The sequence below is a fragment of the Acidovorax sp. KPB24-03 genome (genome assembly GCF_057546605.1).
Map to the genome: position 1 here is coordinate 1 of NZ_BAAJYR010000071.1, position 15,679 is coordinate 15,679.

Sequence of the window (15,679 nt, forward strand, 5' to 3'; positions counted from 1 at the left end):
TTTGCTATTATTTTTGTAGCTGCATGCCCTAGAAGAATATGTGCTGGAGCCGGTTTTTGCTCCAATATTCTGTGGCGGTGCGCCATGGGTGCTGCCGTGTGCCAATCCCATGAAAAAAAGCGAGGCCAGGGCCTCGCTTTTGGGTGGGCACCGGCCGTGCCGCGCTGGCACGGCTCCGATGCCGGGAGAGCGGCTGCGCTCAGCTCAGCTTCATCTGCGACGGCGTGCCCGTCAGGTAGCCCACGGCCGAGCCGAACTTGTCCTTGTAGTTGGCGCGCACCAGCGGGTCCAGCGTGTCCTTGACCTTGCTGTGGATGCTGCCCCAGTCGCCGGCGTGCTGGAAGTTGCTCATGATGTAGGTGAAGCCGTTGATCTCGTCCACCGCATGCAGGCCGGTGGATTCGCCGCCCGCCGGCACCGACATCAGGCGCGACAGCTGCTTGGTGTCCACGTTGTACGCCCACAGGAAGTTGTTGACGTGCTGGCTGCTGTCCTCGCCGATGAACAGCGTGCGCAGCTTTTCGGAGAACTTGAGGTTGTCCGGGTTGGCGATGTTGTTCGGGTTGGCGGTGTTGCCGAGCGCGTCGGCCGTGATGTCTTCGCCGGCCAGCAGGGCCTTGGTGTCCACGGGCATCCAGTCGCTGTTGATCGCGGCGCCGGTGGTGTCCTTCTGGCCGCCGCGCAGGTTCAGCGCCATCACGGCACCGGCCACGAGCTGCTTGGGCACCGAGATGCCGTTGCCCGGCACGTTGGCCGCGTTGCCCGCCACCATCGAGGTCTGGATGTTCTGCAGTGCCGAGTAGGCGATCTTGTCCTTGGCGTTGACCGTGGTGCCTTCCATCTTGGTGAAGCCCAGGCTGGCGCCCAGCAGGGCGGCGTAGCGGTGGGTTTCCAGGAAGGCGGCGGCCTTTTCCATGCCGGCGTTCAGCTTGATCCACTCGGTCTTGCCGTTGGCGACGATCTTGGTGAAGGTCGTGTCCTTGGGGTCGGCGCTGGCCACGGTCATGATGTCCGTGGGCTTGAGCTTGCCGGCCAGGGCCTCGATCTCGGCGCTGGTGGCGGAGCCCAGCTTGATCCAGGTGAGCGGCGCGGCCGTGGTGGCAGCGGGGTCGATGGAGAAGCCCGCGCCGACCTTGGCGGCGTACAGCGTGCCGGAGGACAGGTCCTTTTCCTTGTCGGCCACGAAGACGAAGTAGGCGCTGTTGGTGGCGTCGTCACCCATGAGCGCGGTGCGCTGGTCGGGCATGACCTGCACCAGCTCGTGCGAGATGCGGCCCATGCAGAAGTGCTTCTTGATGCTGGCCGTGCCGTCGGCGTTCACCGTCACTTCGGGCATGTGACCGTAGTGGTAGGGGTTGGCCGCCGTCTCGCTGCCGTACAGGTTCTTGCTGTAGGCCTTGAACTGCGCGTTGGAGGCGATGGTGAAGGCGTCCGGCTCGTACTCTTCGCTGGACAGGTGGGTACCCCAGGGCGACAGGCTCGCGCCGCAGGTGATCCACAGGCCGTGCACCTTGGAGGTGTCCACGTTGTGGTACTTGACCAGCGACAGCTTGCCCGTGGCGGGGTCCTGGTCCAGGCTCAGCACGGCGATGGGGGAGGGCAGCTTGCCGTACATGTCGGTCTTGCCGTCCTGCGCCCAGGTGGTGTATTCGAACTGCACCACGGCGAACACGGGGTTGCCCTTCACGCCGTCCACCTTGGCATTGGCCACGGTCAGCAGCGAGGTGCCGTCCGGCGAGTCGGAGAAGAACTGGCGTTCCTTGCCGGCCACGGTGGTGTCGGTGATGGCCTTGTTGTTGATGTCCACATAGCCGCCCGCCAGGATCTTGCCGCCCTTGCCATCGGACACCATGTCGCCCGTCACGAAGAAGGGCTGGTAGGCCAGCTGGTAGTTCTGCACCGAGTTGTCGCTGAACTTCACGCTCATCGTGGAGCCCACGGACGTGGTCGCCATGGCAGCCGGGTTGGACAGCGTGGGCGCGGCCATCGAGCTGAAGCTGGCCGATGCGAACGTGGCGCCATCGCTGCCGCCGCCGCAGGCGGTCAGGAAGGATGCGGAGGCGCTGGCGCCCAGCGGCAGCATTGGCACGCCGGCGAGGAATTGCAGGGCCTTGCGGCGGGTGGGCATCGGGGTGTGGGACATCGTTTTGTTCCGGAAAGGAGAGGGGTGCGATACGCCGCCGGCAACGGCCGTGGGGAGCGGCAGGCCGGCGAGCCAAACGCGGAAACGACGCAATGCCGCTTCCACTGCCCGGATGCTAGGAATCGCCCGTGACAGCGATTTGAAGGAATGGTGACAGCCGCGTGACGCGTGCGGCCGCATCGACCGCTGCCTCGGGCCCCATGCAGGGGATCGGAGCGATCGACGGGCGGGTGCGGGCCCGTCGGCCGGACCGGACTGCGCTCGTCCGGTCGGCGGTGGCCCGGGGGCTTTGGCCCCGTGGCCTGGCCCCGAAGGGCATGCGCGTCAGAGTGGGCCGGGCGGCTCGGCGGCGGCCTCGGACGGAGGCGGGACCAGGCGCCGCTCCGGTGGCTCGAAGCAGTCGCGGAACGAAAACACCACCGAGGTGAAGAACATCGCCGCCAGCATGAGCGCCGTCGCCACCATGATGCCGCCCGCCACGCCGCTGCCCAGGCCCAGGAGCGCCAGCAGCGTGACGCCGATGCTGACCACGATGCCCGCGCCCAGGAACACGCCCGTCCACACCAGGCCATAAACGGTGAAGGCGCTGAAGTTGCGCAGGCACGCCACCATGCTGAAGAACAATGCCTTCACGGGCGGCACGCCGTGCCAGTGCACCAGGCCCGGCGCATGCCAGAACAGCAGCGACAGCGGCACGTACAGCGCCAGGGCCAGCCACATGGCGGCCTGGAAATCCCCCGCCTCGGCCACCTCGCGCGTGAGCTGCTCGCCGCCCAGGTACACGCGCGCGAACTGCCCGTCGTCCACGAGGGCCGAAATCGCCATCACCGCCAGAAAGCCCACGGCGTACAGGGCGCCCAGGATGAGCATGTCGCGCAGCCGCTGGCGCCCGGTGCGAAACGCCACCAGCAGCAGCGCCGGCGTGGGAAAGCGCCCCTGCGTGGCCTCGCCCGCGGCCACCATCATGGCCAGCGTGGCCGAGGGCAGCAGGGCCAGCGCGACGGCCGGGCCGATCAGGGGCAGCAGGGTGGCCAGCGACATCGCGGCCATGGTCATGAAGAACAGGGCCGCCAGCGCCATCGGCTGGCGCCAGAAGACGCGGATGCCGAGCCGGACCCAGTCAAGGCCGGCACGGGCGGGAACGATGTGGAGTTTCATGGGTGGATTGTGGTGGAGGGGCCCCAAGCCGTGCACGGGCCAGGGACATGCGGCCGGCGGCGGGCCGCCCGCGTCCGTTCAGGCATGCACGGGGTGTGCCAGGCGTTCGCGCAGCACGCGCTCGAAGTGCGTGGGGTCGTGCGGCGTCAGCAGCGAGGCCTCGCGCGGCAGGTAGAAATCCCACAGCCGCGAGATCCAGAAACGCAGCGCGCCGGAGCGCAGCATGGCGGGCAGCAGGGTGCGCTCGTCGGCGGTCAGCGGGCGCACGCCTTGGTAGGCGTCCAGCATCGCGCGGGCCCGCGCGTCGTCGTGCGCGCCCGTGGGCAGGTCGATGCACCAGTCGTTCAGGCACACGGCCAGATCGAACAGGAAGGTGTCCACGCCCGCGAAGTAGAAGTCGAAGAAGCCAGTCAGCTCTTCGCCGTCGAACATCACGTTGTCGCGGAACAGGTCGGCATGCACCGGCCCGCGGGGCAGTGCGGCATAGCCGGCGGAGGCCGCCACGTGGTTCTGGTAGGCCAGTTCGGAGCGCAGCAGCGCGGCCTGTTCCTCGCCCACGTGGGGCAGCACGGCGGGAACGGTCTCGTTCCACCAGGTCAGCCCGCGCAGATTGGGCTGGCGGCGTTCGTAGCCGTGCCCGGCCCGATGCATGCGCGCCAGCGTGGCGCCCACGGCGGCGCAGTGCGAGGCTTCGGGCGCCAGCTGGCTCTTGCCGCGCAGCTTGCTCACCACCGCGGCCGGCTTGCCGGCGACGCTGTGCAGGATGTCGCCGTGCTTGTCGGCCCGCGGGTCGGGCACGGGAATGCCGGCGTGCGCCAGGTGCTTCATCAGGTGCAGGTAGAACGGCAACTGCTCGGCGGTGAGCCGCTCGAACAGCGTGAGCACGTACTCGCCCTGGTCGCTGGTGAGAAAGTAGTTGGTGTTCTCGATCCCGCCCTCGATCCCGCGCAGCGATACCAGCGTGCCCAGTTGCAAACGGCGCAGCAGGTCGCGCGCCTCTTTCTTGGAGACTTCGGTGAAGACGGCCATCGCTCAGCGCAAACGAAGAAAAGGAAAAGGGAGGGGAGAGGAAAAAGACACGGAAGTGCGAACGCAGGGAAGGCAGCCGAAGCCGCCGCGCGCCCGATCGCCCGGTGGCCGCGCCGTGGCGGGCGGCCAGGGGCTCAGAACTTCATCACGTTCCACACGCGCGGGGCGGTGTTGGTTTCGGCGCCGTTGCGTGGGCGGGTGCGGGCGCCTTCGCCGGGCTGCACTTCGTATTCGGGCATGCTGCCGGTCTTGGGCTGCACGGTGATGCTCTGCGTCTGGCCGCCCACCCGCAGCTCGTTCACGCGGCTGCCTTCGTCTTCGACCTGGATGCGCTCGACGCGCTGGTTCTGACGGCCTGCCGATTGCTCCTGATTTGGTAGCTGCTCTCGCTGATCAGTCGTGCGCTGGGCCGCGTTTTGATCGGGGGTCTGGGCCAGGGCGGGGCCGGCGATGAGGGCCAGCAGGAGGAGGGTGTGGGCAGCGCGCATGGGGCGGATTGTAGAGCGCAGCACCTGGGTGGCGCGCAGCGCGGGGCACAATCTGCGGCTATGAGCAAACCCAAGACCCTGGTGCTGGTGGACGGCTCCAGCTATCTGTACCGCGCCTACCATGCCATGCCCGACCTGCGGGCCGTGCCGGGCGACCCCGCCAGCCCGGCCACGGGCGCCATCCGCGGCATGGTCAACATGATGCAGGCCCTGCGCCGCGAAGTGCGCGCCGACTATGCGGCCTGCGTGTTCGACGCCTCGGGCAAGACCTTCCGCGACGACATCTACCCCGAATACAAGGCGCAGCGCGCGCCCATGCCCGACGACCTGCGCAGCCAGATCCCGGCGATCCACGAGGTCGTGCGCCTGCTGGGCTGGGCCGTGCTCGACGTGCCGGGCGTGGAGGCCGACGACGTGATCGGCACGCTCGCCGTCACCGCGGCGCGGCAGGGCGTGGAGGTGATCGTTTCCAGCGGCGACAAGGACATGAGCCAACTGGTGGATGCGCACATCACCATCATCGACACCATGAGCGGCAAGAAGCGCGACATCGCCGGCGTGACGGCCGAGTTCGGCGTGCCACCGCACCTGATGGTGGACTACCAGACCCTGGTGGGCGACACCGTGGACAACGTGCCCGGCGTGCCCAAGGTGGGCCCGAAGACGGCCGCCAAGTGGCTCATGGAATACGGCTCGCTCGATGCGCTGATGGAGCGCGCCACCGAGATCAAGGGCGTGGCGGGCGAGAACCTGCGCAACGCGCGCGACTGGCTGCCCACCGGGCGCCAGCTGGTCACCATCCGCACCGACTGCGACCTGGAAGGGCATGTGGCCGGCCTGCCGTCGCTGGACGCGCTGACCACCGGCGCGCAGGACGCCGCGGCCCTCAAGGCCTTCTACGAACAGTACGGATTCAAGGGCCTGGCCCGGGCCATCGACATCCAGGAAACCGCCCCCGAACTGCTGGAGGAGGGGGCCGCCAAGGCGTCCAGAGGACGTGGCGCCGCCATGGACCCCACGCCCGGCCTGTTCGACGAGCCCGCCGAAGTGGCCGCGGCCAAGGTGAGCAACCTGCAGTACGACACCGTGCTCACCTGGGAGGCGTTCGATGCCTGGTTCGGCCGCCTGCAGGCCGCCGAACTGGTGGCGATCGACACGGAGACCACCTCGCTCGACGAGATGCGCGCCGAGATCGTCGGCATCAGCTGGAGCGTGGAGGCCGGCACGGCCGCCTACGTGCCGCTCATGCACGACTACCCCGACGCCCCGGCGCAACTGCCCCGCGACGAAGTGCTGGCGCGGCTCAAGCCCTGGCTGGAGGACGGCACGCGCAAGAAGCTCGGCCAGCACGTCAAATACGACCGCCATGTGCTGGCCAACCACGGCATCGAAGTGCAGGGCTACGCCCACGACACCATGCTGCAGAGCTACGTGCTCGAAGTGCACCGGCCGCACGGCCTGGGCAGCCTGGCGGAGCGGCACCTGGGGCGCAGCGGCATCCACTACGAAGACCTGTGCGGCAAGGGCGCCAAGCAGATTCCTTTCAGCCAGGTGTCGATCGAACTGGCGGCCGAGTATTCGTGCGAAGACTCCGACCAGACACTGGACGTGCACCGCGTGCTGTGGCCCCAGTTGCAGGCCGACGACAAGCTGCGCGGCATCTACGAACTGGAGATGGCCAGCAGCGAGGCGCTCTACCGCATCGAGCGCAACGGCGTGCTGGTGGACGCGCCCATCCTCGCGCAGCAAAGCCACGAGCTGGGCCAGCGCATCCTGCAACTGGAGACCGAGGCCTACGAGATCGCGGGCCAGCCCTTCAACCTGGGCAGCCCCAAGCAACTGGGCGAGATCTTCTTCGACAAGCTGGGCATGCCGGTGGTCAAGAAGACCGCCACCGGCGCGCGCAGCACCGACGAAGAGGTGCTTGAAAAGCTGGCCGAGGACTACCCGCTGCCCGCCAAGCTGCTGGAGCACCGCAGCCTGTCCAAGCTCAAGGGCACCTACACCGACAAGCTGGCGCAACTGGCCCATCCCTCGACCGGCCGCGTGCACACGCACTACGCTCAGGCCGTGGCGGTGACGGGGCGCCTGTCCAGCAACGACCCCAACCTGCAGAACATTCCCATCCGCACGGCGGAAGGCCGGCGCGTGCGCGAAGCCTTCGTGGCGCCGCCCGGGCGTGTGATCGCCAGCGCCGACTACAGCCAGATCGAGCTGCGCATCATGGCCCACCTGAGCGGCGACGCCTCGCTGCTGCATGCCTTCACCGAAGGGCTGGACGTGCACCGCGCCACGGCGGCCGAGGTGTTCGGCGTCGAGGTCGGCCAGGTCAGCAGCGAGCAGCGGCGCTACGCCAAGGTCATCAACTTCGGGCTCATCTACGGCATGAGCAGCTTCGGCCTGGCCAAGAACCTGGGCATCGAGACCAAGGCCGCCGCGGCCTACATCGACCGCTATTTCCAGCGCTATCCCGGCGTGAAGCAGTACATGGACGACACCAAGGCGCTGGCCAAGACCAAGGGCTATGTGGAGACGGTGTTCGGCCGGCGCCTGTACCTGCCCGAGATCAACTCGCCCAACGGCCCGCGGCGCAGCGGCGCTGAACGCGCCGCCATCAACGCGCCCATGCAGGGCACCGCCGCCGACCTCATCAAGAAGGCCATGGTCGCCGTGCAGGACGTGCTGGACGCCGAAAAGCCGGGCGTGCTCATGATCATGCAGGTGCACGACGAACTGGTGTTCGAGCTGCCCGAGAGCGAAGTGGACTGGGTGCGCCGCGAGATCCCCCGCTTGATGGCGGGCGTGGCGGACCTGAAGGTCCCGCTGCTGGCCGAAGTCGGCGTGGGGCCGAACTGGGACAAGGCGCACTGAGGCGGGCGGGCTGGGGCCGGTCAGGGCCGGCCCGACTCCGGCTTTACTGCCCCATCAACGCAGGCAGCGCCTTTTCGCACGCGGCCTGGCAGAGAAACCGCTGCGTCTGGCCGGTGGCCTCGGCCGTCAGGTAACCCGCTCCGGCTGCGTGGATGCGCCACGCGTATTTCGCCCCGCCTTTCATGAGCGTGCCGGAGAAGCTGCACGGAAGGATGATCGATTCGGCATGGAATGTCGCGGCAGAGACTTCGTGGGCGGTCGAGAAATAGGTGGCTACGTCTTTTGGCGTGAGGGACAGCGTTTCGCAGCCCAGGGTGTCGGCTGCTCCACTGTCCTCATGCCGCTGAATGCCTTCAGTGTCCACGTGTAGCGGCTGCGCACGGGGGCTCGGCAAAGCCGTCCAGAGCGCGCCCAAACCGACGGCCACACAGACGAGCATGCCAATGGCGCTGAGCCCTGATGCGTTCAAAGGCAAAGTGCGACTCGGAGCGTTCCTTTTCGATGCCAGGTCGAAAGCCGCTTCACGAGGCTGGACAGTCTGGCGTCACGTCCGCTCCCAGCGGAAGGTAGTAATGCGCCTTCGGCACCCATTGCCCCTTGGCGCCGCTCTCTGCGACCTTCACGTGCATGCCTTCGCTGGACAGGCAGTGGTCCACGCGCAGGCGGGCCTTGCGGTCCGGCCATCGCAGCACCACGCGGTGGGCATGGGTGCGGGAGACCACGGCGTTCTTCGCCAGCAGCAGGCCCACGAAGCCTTCTTCGGGCGCCTTCTGGAATTTCGCATCCCGTTCATCCGCAGGGACCGCGTCTTCACCGCGGTATTGCAGGATGGAGGCGTCCTGCACCGCCGCGCCCGCCTGAACGCAGCACTCCGGCTTCTTGCCCATGGGCGGAGACAGCCGAAGGTAGTGAAGTGCCTCGCCTTCAGGCTGGAGCTGGCCCAGCACCAGCCGGGGCGCGTCGGGCCGGCGGGCGTCGAGAAGGCCCACGCGCGAGGACACGGGCGATGCCGAAGGCACCGGCTGCGCGGTGTCGGCCTGCGCGCTGGTGCCGCCGAGGAGCAGCCCCGCCAGCGCCAGAAGGACCGAGGCCGTGGACCGGCTGAAAAAACGGCCGTCGGGCATCTGGCCTGCCGTACCGCTCAGGGGGCGGCGGGGGAGGATGCGCTCAGTGGCCATCATCGGACCAGTGCGGCGGGTCGGACGTGAGCTTGTAGACCCCGTAGGTCGCGCCCAGGGCATGCAGTTGCGCAGCGGTGGTGACAGTGGTGCTGGTGCCTGTGGCATCTTTGAAGGCCTTCCCTGAATAGTTGGTGATCGTCATGTCGATGGCGCGCCCCTCGGAATGGCGCGAGGTCAGGGCGGGCGCATACACGATGCCATAGCCTGCCACCATCTGGTTGGCGGCGACCCGCGCCGCGCCCGCATTGACCGCGCCCGTGGCACCGCGGTGGACCCATTCGATGTCCACGCCCGCCATCGCGGGCACCGTGGCGGCGTCCGCGTTTTCGCGGGCGATGCGCCAGGCGTGATGCATGAGGTAGGCCCGCTCCGGCGGGCGCAGCGTGGCGGAGATGGAGACCGAGGCGCCCCCGGCTTCCAGCGCGGCGATGAACGTGTCCACCTTGGTGCGGAAACTGGCGATCAGATCGCTGGTGGAGGTACTGGTCGGGAACCGGGCAACCCACGCGCTGCCACTTGAATCTGCCATGTGCCTTGTCTCTTTCTGAAGGAAGGGAAGCGGGCTGGATGGAATCCAGGGGAATGGGCAACGCGGCGCGCCGACGGGTCGAGAGACGGCAGGCCTCCCAGGGCCACCGGGGCCGTGGGTTGTCACGCACCGCGGCGAGCCTATCCGCACCCCATGACCGCACCGCGACATTTGTTTCCAATTGCGTCCTGCGCACAGCGGATGCAGATGCTTTTTGATGCAATATGGTCAGATGCCCTTCTCTCGAAAAAGCCTGCCTTTGCCATGCGCCTGCGCCACATCGAAGTCTTCAATGCGGTGATGCTCACCGGCAGCGTGAGCGCGGCCGCGCGGCTCATCAACGTCACCCAGCCGGCCGTGAGCCGCATCCTCGCGCATGCCGAACTGCAGCTGGGGTTCGCGCTGTTCCATCGCATGAAGGGGCGGCTCGTGCCCACGCGCGAGGCGCAGACCCTGTACCCGCACATCGAGCGGCTGTTCAACCAGCTCGACGACGTGCAGCGCCTGGCCAACAGCCTGCGCGGCCAGCAGCGCGAAGGCGAATTGCATGTGCTGAGCGTGCTGGCACTGAGCCACGAGGTGATGCCGCGCGCGCTGCAGGCCTTCCGTGCGCAGCACCCGGACGTGGTGGTGCGCATCGATGCGTTGCACTCGCCGCAGATCGTCTCGGCCCTGGTGCTGCAGGAGGCCGACATCGGCTTCGTGTTCAGCGCGCTGGTGCACCCCTCGCTGGTGCAGGAGACGCTGGTGGAAGGGCGCGTGGTGTGCATCGCGCCCAAGGGCACGCTGGATGCGGACGTGGTGCAGGCCGGCGTGGTGCACCTGGCCGATCTGGCCCACACGCCGGTGATCCGCCTGGAGGCGAACGATCCGCTCGGCACGATGGTGAACCACGCCAGCCGCGAGGCCGACGTGGGCCTGCAGGCGGCCTTCACGGTGCAGACCTATCACGCGGCGCTCGCGCTCGCGCACCACGGGTTGGGCGTGGCGCTGGTGGATGTGTGCACCGCGGCGTCGGCCGACCGCACGCGGGTTGACGTGCTGGCGCTCGCGCCGCGCATCGCGGTGCCCGTGAAGGCGCTGCGCATGGTGAACCGGCCCGCATCACTCCTGGCGGACACCATGGTGCGCTGCATGCGCGACGCGGTGGCGCAGACGCTGGCGTCGGCCGGCCTGGCGGAGAGCGACTGACAAGCCGAGCGCGGCGGCGAAGGCGCGACGGCCTTCCCCCGCCGTGACTCAGGCGGGCGCGCAGGCCTGCAGCATCTGCTCGGCCACGATGGCCGCGGTACCGAACGCCAAGGTGAAGCCCAGTGCCCCGTGCCCCGTGTTGATCCACAGGTTGTCGGCCTCGGCGGCGCGGCCGGCGATGGGCAGGCCCGTGGGCGTGGCGGGGCGCATGCCGGTCCAGGGGTGCAGCGATGCGGCGGGCGCTTCGTGCCCCAGCACAGTGCGCACCGTGGCGCGCAGGCTGTCGATGCGTTCGGTGCGGATGCGGCGGTCGTTGCCCACCAGCTCTGCCATGCCGGCCACGCGCAGGCGCTGGCCCAGGCGGGCGAACACGACCTTGCGACCCGCGTGCGTCACGTTCATGCGGGGCGCCCAGGGGGCATCCGCCGGGGCGTCGAGGGTGATGCTGTAGCCCTTGATCGGATAGACGGGCAGGTGCATGCCCACCATCCGGGCCACCGCCACGCTGCCGCTGCCCAGCGCCAGCACGAAGCGGTCGGCCTCGATGGTGCCTGCGCTGGTGCGCACCGCCGCGATGCGCCCCTGTGCCCGGTCGAACCCCTGTACCTGCGCACCCCGTTCGAAGCGCACTCCGCGCTGGGCCAGCAGGGCATGCAGCCCATCGCACACCTTCTGGCAATCGGCCGCGCACTCGCTGGGCGTGTGGATCGCGCCGGCAATGTGGGGCGCGTGGTGGGCGAGCGCGGGTTCCAGCTCCACGCAGCGCTGGGCGGACACCGAGGCCTGTTCGCCGCCCCAGGCCCGCTGCAGTTCCATCTGCCGTTCGGCCGCGGCCAGGCCATCGCGCGTGCCGTACAGCACGAGCTTGCCGGTGCTGGAGAAGTCGCAATCCAGCGCCTCGCGGGCGCGCATGGCTTCGAACCCGGCGCGGCTGCGGGCCGCCAGCGCGAGCAGTTGCGCCGTGGTGCGGCGCGAGGTGGCGCCGTTGCAGGCCGCCAGAAACTGCAGGGCCCAGCGCCACTGGTGCGGGTCCCGCTGCAGCCGCACCTGCAGCGGCGATTCGCGCGACAGCAGCAGCTTGGGCAGTTGCACCCACAGGCCGGGATCGGCCAGGGGCTGCACGTAGCTGTAGCTCAGCTGTGCGCCATTGCCGCCGCTGGCGCCGCCGCCCACCGGGCCCTGGTCGATCACCGTGACGCGCATCCCCTGGCGCTGCAGCGCGTAGGCCGTGGCCAGGCCCACGATGCCCGCACCCATCACACATGCATCCATATCGCTCGATTCCCGTTGGTTGTCCGTCCTGGGCACTCTAGGGACGCGCGCGGCCTTTGAACAATGCCAAACCGCGGGGCAGGCATGCCGGGAAGTTATGCGCCGGCGCCGGGCGCGAAGATTGCATGGGGACCCTCTGGCCGATGCGGATGGCATAACTTTTCGTCATGGCCCATGCTGCCGAATGAATTGTTCAAAGCCGCACCGAGTTCCTAAAGTGCCTGGGCACCTGCACCGTTCCATTCCCCTTTTTGTTCCCGTCAAGGAGTTCCCCATGAAGCCATTCCTGTCTGCCGCCGTCCTCGCTTGCGGCGTGTGCGCTGCGGCCACCGCGGCCCACGCCGACACCCTGCAGAAGATCGCCGACTCGGGAAAGATCACGCTGGCCTACCGTGAATCGTCGGTGCCCTTCAGCTACCTGGCGGGCCCGGGCGAGCCGATCGGCTTCTCGGTGGACATCTCCAACGCAGTGGTGAATGCGGTGCGCGCCAAACTCAAGAACCCGGCGATCAAGGTGGAGCTGCAGGCTGTCACGTCGCAGAACCGCATTCCGCTCATCACCAACGGCACGGTGGACCTCGAATGCGGCTCCACCACCAACAACTCCGCGCGCGGCAAGGACGTGCAGTTCGCCGTGAACTATTTCTACACCGGCACCCGGCTGCTCACCAAGAAGACCTCGGGCGTGCAGAACTATGCCGACCTGGCCAAGAAGAAGGTCGCCAGCACCAGCGGCACGACCAATGCGCAGGTGATCCGCAAGTACAGCCGCGAGAACAACCTCGAGATGGACATCGTGCTCGGCAAGGACCACGACGATTCCATGCTGCTGGTCGATTCGGGCCGTGCCGAGGCGTTCGCCATGGACGACATTTTGCTGTTCGGCCTGAAGGGCAATGCGCGCAACCCCGCGGACTGGGTGGTGGTGGGCGATTCGCTGCAGGTCGAGCCCTATGCCTGCATGCTGCGCAAGGACGATCCGCAGTTCCAGGCGCTGGTGAACGGCGTGATCGGCGGGATGATGAAGTCCGGCGAGTTCGAGAAGCTCTACACCAAGTGGTTCATGTCGCCCGTGCCGCCCAAGGGCCAGAACCTGGGCCTGCCCATGTCCAAGGAACTGCGCGACAACCTGGTGGCGCAGAGCGACAAGCCCGCCAACTGATCGCCCTCTGTGCCAGCGCTTTCCGGAAATTGTCCATGACGCCGTCAGTCCCCGCGATCGACCCGGTGCCCCGCATGGTGGGCATCCTGGGCGGCATGGGGCCGGCCGCCGGGGCCGACTTTGTGCGGCTCTTCGTGGAGGCGTGCACGCGGCGCATGGCCGCGCTCGGCATTCCCGTGCGGGACCAGGCCTATCCGGAGCACTGGCTGGCGCAGGTGCCCATTCCCGATCGCACGGCGGCCCTGGGCGACCGCACGTCCGGCGCCCACCAGCCGGCAGAGCCGATGGCGCAGGCCACGGGCCGGCTGGTGGCGCTGGGGGTGCAGGCCGTGGCGATCGCATGCAACACGGCCCATGCCTGGCATGGGGAGCTGCAGCAGCGCTTTCCGCAGCTGCAGGTGCTGCACGGCATGCGCGAAGTGGCGGCCGGGCTCGCGGCCGCGCAGGTTCCGCGCGTGGCGCTGCTGGCCACGCAAGGGTCGTACGACAGCGGGCTGTACCAGGCGGAACTGCAGCGCCACGGGGTGGCCTGCGTGCTGCCGCAGCCCGGTGAGCGCGAGCAGCTCATGCAGGGCATCTACGACGGCGTGAAGGCCGGCGACTATGCGCTGGCCCGTCACCGTTTCGCGGCGGTGGCACAGGCGCTGCGCGAACGCGATGGGGTGTCGACCCTCATCATGGGCTGCACCGAAATCCCGCTGGCCCTGGACGAGGCCGCGGCGGGCGCCCGCTTGGTCAACCCGTCGCAGGTGCTGGCCGAGGCACTGGCGCGCTGTGCCTATGCCGGGATCGGGCCGCGAACGCCCGCGCGTGCGGGCGCCGACGCCATCGCCTGAACGGCCATCAGCCCCACAGCGCGGGCTTGTGCACCATCAGGAAGAACACGGCCAGCATGGCCACGAAAGCCGGGTAGCCCAGCGCTTCCCACCAGCGTGCGTAGCGGGTGTAGAGCGCCGGCATCGGCGTGCCTTGCGCGGCGGCGTCCCGTGCCATGGCGGCCATGCGCCACTGCAGCCACAGCACCGGCAGCCAGCACAGGCCGGCTATTGCATACAGCGCGATCGAGGTGGCCAGCCATGGCGTGGACAGCGGCCAGCCGGCCATCATCGCCATGGCGGCGCCGGTGACCGGCTGCACGATGCCGGCCGGCGTGGTGAACCACGTGTCGGCCCGCACCACCAGCCGCGACACCACGGCCTGGGCGGCCACGCTGCCGCTGCGGTTGGCGAAGAACAGGTAGAACGCCGAGCCGAAGCCCGTACCCACCAGCAGCACGCTGGACAGGATGTGGATCCATTTGAGTGCGAGATAGGTGTTCATGTGCGTGGCGCTTTCAGCAGGACGACGAGGATGGCGGCAATGGGCAGGTTTTTGAGCAGCGGCCCCAGCGGGTCCAGCCACAGCGCGGGCAGCAGCACCGTGGCGACCACCGTCATCACGCCCATCAAGGCCAGTGCCAGGGCATCGGTGGCCCGGCCGGGGCGCAGCCACAGCGCGAGCCCGATGGCCGTGTCGGCGGCGATGCCGCCCCACACCAGCGCTTGGATCCAGGCTTCGCTCTGCAGCCCGCCACGCACCAGCAGATCGCGGCCCTGGCCTTGCGATTCGATGGCACTGGCCAGTGCGGTGCCCAGCCACACCAGGACGAGGCTGCCGCGCAGCCAGCGGGTGGTTTCGGCGTTCATCGTGCGGACGGCGCCCAGGCGCTTTCGACCAGATGGCGGTAGTGCGTCGCTTCATGGCCCAGCAGGCGCCGCAGCGCGGCCGGGTCTGCCGTGTTGTCGCTGCCCAGCAAGGCGAGCGTTTCGCTGCACCAGGGCAGGGCCGGCACCTGGTCGCCCAGGCGGGCGCTCAGGTGGCTGAGCGCATCCGGCAGGCGCAGCACGCGGGCGGGCCCGTGGCCCGATTGCTGGCGCAGGCTGGCGATCAGTTCGGCCATGGGCACCGCCTCGGGCCCGCTGCATTCGATGAGGCCGGTGGCGTCCAGCGCGGGACCCATCAGCGCGGCCACCGCATCGGCCAGATCGTGCACCGCCACGGGCTGCACGCGGGCCTGCAGCACCGGCCCGGGCAGCACCAGCACCGGCAGGCGTGCCAGGTTCATGAAGAGCGCGCTGCTGGCGCCGCCCCGGCCGAACACGATGCTGGGCCGCAGCACCACGCCTGACACGGCCCCTTGTGCGGTCAGACCGAGCAGGTGGGTGTCGGCCGCGCGTTTGGTGGTGGCGTAGCGTGTGGCGCTGCCCGCGATGCCCAGCGCCGAGATCTGCACGATGCGCCGCACGCCGGCCTGGGCGCAGGCGTCGAACAAGGCCACCGGCGTGTGCTGGTGCAAGGCGTCGATGGGGCGTGCGCGGGTGTCGCGCAGCACGCCGACGGCATTCACCACCGCGTCGATGCCTGCCAGGCGCGGCAGCCATGCGGCGGGCGCCGTGTCGTGCGCGAAATCCATGGCGACCTGGCCGGGGCGGCCTGCCGCGCGGCGCGGCGAGACGCCGCCGTGCACGGTGTGGCCCGCACGTTCGAGCGCGCGTTGCACCGCGCGGCCGATGAATCCGGTAGAGCCGGTGAGAAGGATGTGCATGGAACTGCTCCGTGAAAGGTGTAAGGGGCGTCGTCAGAGCCGGCACTGGTCGTCGCCCGGCCCGCCAGCGG

15 protein-coding genes are annotated in these 15,679 nt (G+C 68.9%); 4 read left to right on the plus strand and 11 right to left on the minus strand.

The annotated features are described in order from the left end of the window. Positions 1-199 precede the first annotated feature (199 nt). The 4 genes from AC27KI_RS10660 to AC27KI_RS10675 all read right to left on the minus strand — a co-directional run bounded on the left by AC27KI_RS10660 (position 200) and on the right by AC27KI_RS10675 (position 4,818). On the minus strand, positions 200-2,143 hold the full coding sequence (locus AC27KI_RS10660) for a PhoX family protein (protein ID WP_272564549.1): 1,944 nt from the start codon (positions 2,141-2,143) through the stop codon (positions 200-202). 324 nt (positions 2,144-2,467) lie between these two features. Continuing rightward, positions 2,468-3,301, minus strand: coding sequence for a BPSS1780 family membrane protein (locus tag AC27KI_RS10665; RefSeq protein ID WP_284429044.1), 834 nt, complete (start codon positions 3,299-3,301; stop codon positions 2,468-2,470). 78 nt (positions 3,302-3,379) lie between these two features. Further along, positions 3,380-4,330: a homoserine kinase gene (locus AC27KI_RS10670; protein ID WP_487089638.1), complete on the minus strand. Its 951-nt coding sequence runs from the start codon at positions 4,328-4,330 to the stop codon at positions 3,380-3,382. Positions 4,331-4,464: 134 nt separating this feature from the next. Further along, entirely contained in the window at positions 4,465-4,818 is a 354-nt protein-coding gene (locus AC27KI_RS10675; RefSeq protein WP_284395038.1) for a hypothetical protein, read from the minus strand. A gap of 60 nt (positions 4,819-4,878) precedes the next feature. Here AC27KI_RS10675 and polA point away from each other — a divergent pair, with 60 nt between their 5' ends. Further along, the gene (polA, locus tag AC27KI_RS10680) at positions 4,879-7,689 is read left to right on the plus strand and encodes a DNA polymerase I (protein WP_487089639.1); all 2,811 of its coding nucleotides are present in this window, start codon (positions 4,879-4,881) and stop codon (positions 7,687-7,689) included. Between the two features lie 43 nt (positions 7,690-7,732). Here the strand turns inward: polA and AC27KI_RS10685 are convergent, their stop codons facing one another. From AC27KI_RS10685 to AC27KI_RS10695, 3 genes are all read right to left on the minus strand, one after another. After that, positions 7,733-8,053: a hypothetical protein gene (locus AC27KI_RS10685; RefSeq protein WP_284429041.1), complete on the minus strand. Its 321-nt coding sequence runs from the start codon at positions 8,051-8,053 to the stop codon at positions 7,733-7,735. A gap of 157 nt (positions 8,054-8,210) precedes the next feature. Next, positions 8,211-8,870, minus strand: coding sequence for a hypothetical protein (locus AC27KI_RS10690; RefSeq protein ID WP_487089640.1), 660 nt, complete (start codon positions 8,868-8,870; stop codon positions 8,211-8,213). Continuing rightward, a complete protein-coding gene (locus AC27KI_RS10695) occupies positions 8,857-9,399 on the minus strand; it encodes a hypothetical protein (protein WP_272564540.1) in 543 nt (180 codons plus the stop codon). The genes AC27KI_RS10690 and AC27KI_RS10695 overlap by 14 nt, the downstream gene beginning before the upstream one ends. Before the next feature lie 264 nt (positions 9,400-9,663). Between AC27KI_RS10695 and AC27KI_RS10700 the strand changes: the two genes are divergently transcribed. Continuing rightward, complete coding sequence (locus tag AC27KI_RS10700) at positions 9,664-10,590, plus strand: LysR substrate-binding domain-containing protein (protein WP_487113762.1); 927 nt, start codon at positions 9,664-9,666, stop codon at positions 10,588-10,590. Positions 10,591-10,638: 48 nt separating this feature from the next. Here AC27KI_RS10700 and AC27KI_RS10705 read toward each other — a convergent pair whose 3' ends face one another. After that, positions 10,639-11,862, minus strand: a complete 1,224-nt coding sequence (locus tag AC27KI_RS10705; protein ID WP_487113764.1) for a D-amino acid dehydrogenase — start codon at positions 11,860-11,862, stop codon at positions 10,639-10,641. A gap of 274 nt (positions 11,863-12,136) precedes the next feature. Between AC27KI_RS10705 and AC27KI_RS10710 the strand changes: the two genes are divergently transcribed. Then, positions 12,137-13,024: an amino acid ABC transporter substrate-binding protein gene (locus tag AC27KI_RS10710; protein ID WP_272564537.1), complete on the plus strand. Its 888-nt coding sequence runs from the start codon at positions 12,137-12,139 to the stop codon at positions 13,022-13,024. Positions 13,025-13,059: 35 nt separating this feature from the next. Beyond that, positions 13,060-13,860 carry an aspartate/glutamate racemase family protein gene (locus AC27KI_RS10715; RefSeq protein WP_487090793.1) on the plus strand — a complete coding sequence of 267 codons (801 nt, stop codon included), beginning with the start codon at positions 13,060-13,062 and terminating at the stop codon, positions 13,858-13,860. A 7-nt stretch (positions 13,861-13,867) separates the two neighbouring features. Here AC27KI_RS10715 and AC27KI_RS10720 read toward each other — a convergent pair whose 3' ends face one another. Genes AC27KI_RS10720 through AC27KI_RS10730 form a run of 3 tightly spaced genes read right to left on the minus strand, consistent with a single transcriptional unit; the run spans position 13,868 to position 15,608 of the window. Beyond that, positions 13,868-14,344, minus strand: coding sequence for a DUF2269 family protein (locus tag AC27KI_RS10720; RefSeq protein WP_487090794.1), 477 nt, complete (start codon positions 14,342-14,344; stop codon positions 13,868-13,870). After that, a complete protein-coding gene (locus tag AC27KI_RS10725; protein WP_284408433.1) occupies positions 14,341-14,709 on the minus strand; it encodes a DoxX-like family protein in 369 nt (122 codons plus the stop codon). The genes AC27KI_RS10720 and AC27KI_RS10725 overlap by 4 nt, the downstream gene beginning before the upstream one ends. Continuing rightward, positions 14,706-15,608: an NAD-dependent epimerase/dehydratase family protein gene (locus AC27KI_RS10730; RefSeq protein WP_487113766.1), complete on the minus strand. Its 903-nt coding sequence runs from the start codon at positions 15,606-15,608 to the stop codon at positions 14,706-14,708. Before AC27KI_RS10730 ends, AC27KI_RS10725 begins: the two co-directional genes overlap by 4 nt. Positions 15,609-15,679 lie beyond the last annotated feature (71 nt).

What these genes read in the sequence shown, in the direction of transcription:
- AC27KI_RS10660 (WP_272564549.1), bottom strand. Translation starts at nt 2,143, where the DNA reads ATGTCCCACACCCCGATGCCCACCCGCCGCAAGGCCCTGCAATTCCTC.
- AC27KI_RS10665 (WP_284429044.1), bottom strand. Translation starts at nt 3,301, where the DNA reads ATGAAACTCCACATCGTTCCCGCCCGTGCCGGCCTTGACTGGGTCCGG.
- AC27KI_RS10670 (WP_487089638.1), bottom strand. Translation starts at nt 4,330, where the DNA reads ATGGCCGTCTTCACCGAAGTCTCCAAGAAAGAGGCGCGCGACCTGCTG.
- AC27KI_RS10675 (WP_284395038.1), bottom strand. Translation starts at nt 4,818, where the DNA reads ATGCGCGCTGCCCACACCCTCCTCCTGCTGGCCCTCATCGCCGGCCCC.
- polA (WP_487089639.1), top strand. Translation starts at nt 4,879, where the DNA reads ATGAGCAAACCCAAGACCCTGGTGCTGGTGGACGGCTCCAGCTATCTG.
- AC27KI_RS10690 (WP_487089640.1), bottom strand. Translation starts at nt 8,870, where the DNA reads ATGATGGCCACTGAGCGCATCCTCCCCCGCCGCCCCCTGAGCGGTACG.
- AC27KI_RS10695 (WP_272564540.1), bottom strand. Translation starts at nt 9,399, where the DNA reads ATGGCAGATTCAAGTGGCAGCGCGTGGGTTGCCCGGTTCCCGACCAGT.
- AC27KI_RS10700 (WP_487113762.1), top strand. Translation starts at nt 9,664, where the DNA reads ATGCGCCTGCGCCACATCGAAGTCTTCAATGCGGTGATGCTCACCGGC.
- AC27KI_RS10705 (WP_487113764.1), bottom strand. Translation starts at nt 11,862, where the DNA reads ATGGATGCATGTGTGATGGGTGCGGGCATCGTGGGCCTGGCCACGGCC.
- AC27KI_RS10710 (WP_272564537.1), top strand. Translation starts at nt 12,137, where the DNA reads ATGAAGCCATTCCTGTCTGCCGCCGTCCTCGCTTGCGGCGTGTGCGCT.
- AC27KI_RS10715 (WP_487090793.1), top strand. Translation starts at nt 13,060, where the DNA reads ATGACGCCGTCAGTCCCCGCGATCGACCCGGTGCCCCGCATGGTGGGC.
- AC27KI_RS10720 (WP_487090794.1), bottom strand. Translation starts at nt 14,344, where the DNA reads ATGAACACCTATCTCGCACTCAAATGGATCCACATCCTGTCCAGCGTG.
- AC27KI_RS10725 (WP_284408433.1), bottom strand. Translation starts at nt 14,709, where the DNA reads ATGAACGCCGAAACCACCCGCTGGCTGCGCGGCAGCCTCGTCCTGGTG.
- AC27KI_RS10730 (WP_487113766.1), bottom strand. Translation starts at nt 15,608, where the DNA reads ATGCACATCCTTCTCACCGGCTCTACCGGATTCATCGGCCGCGCGGTG.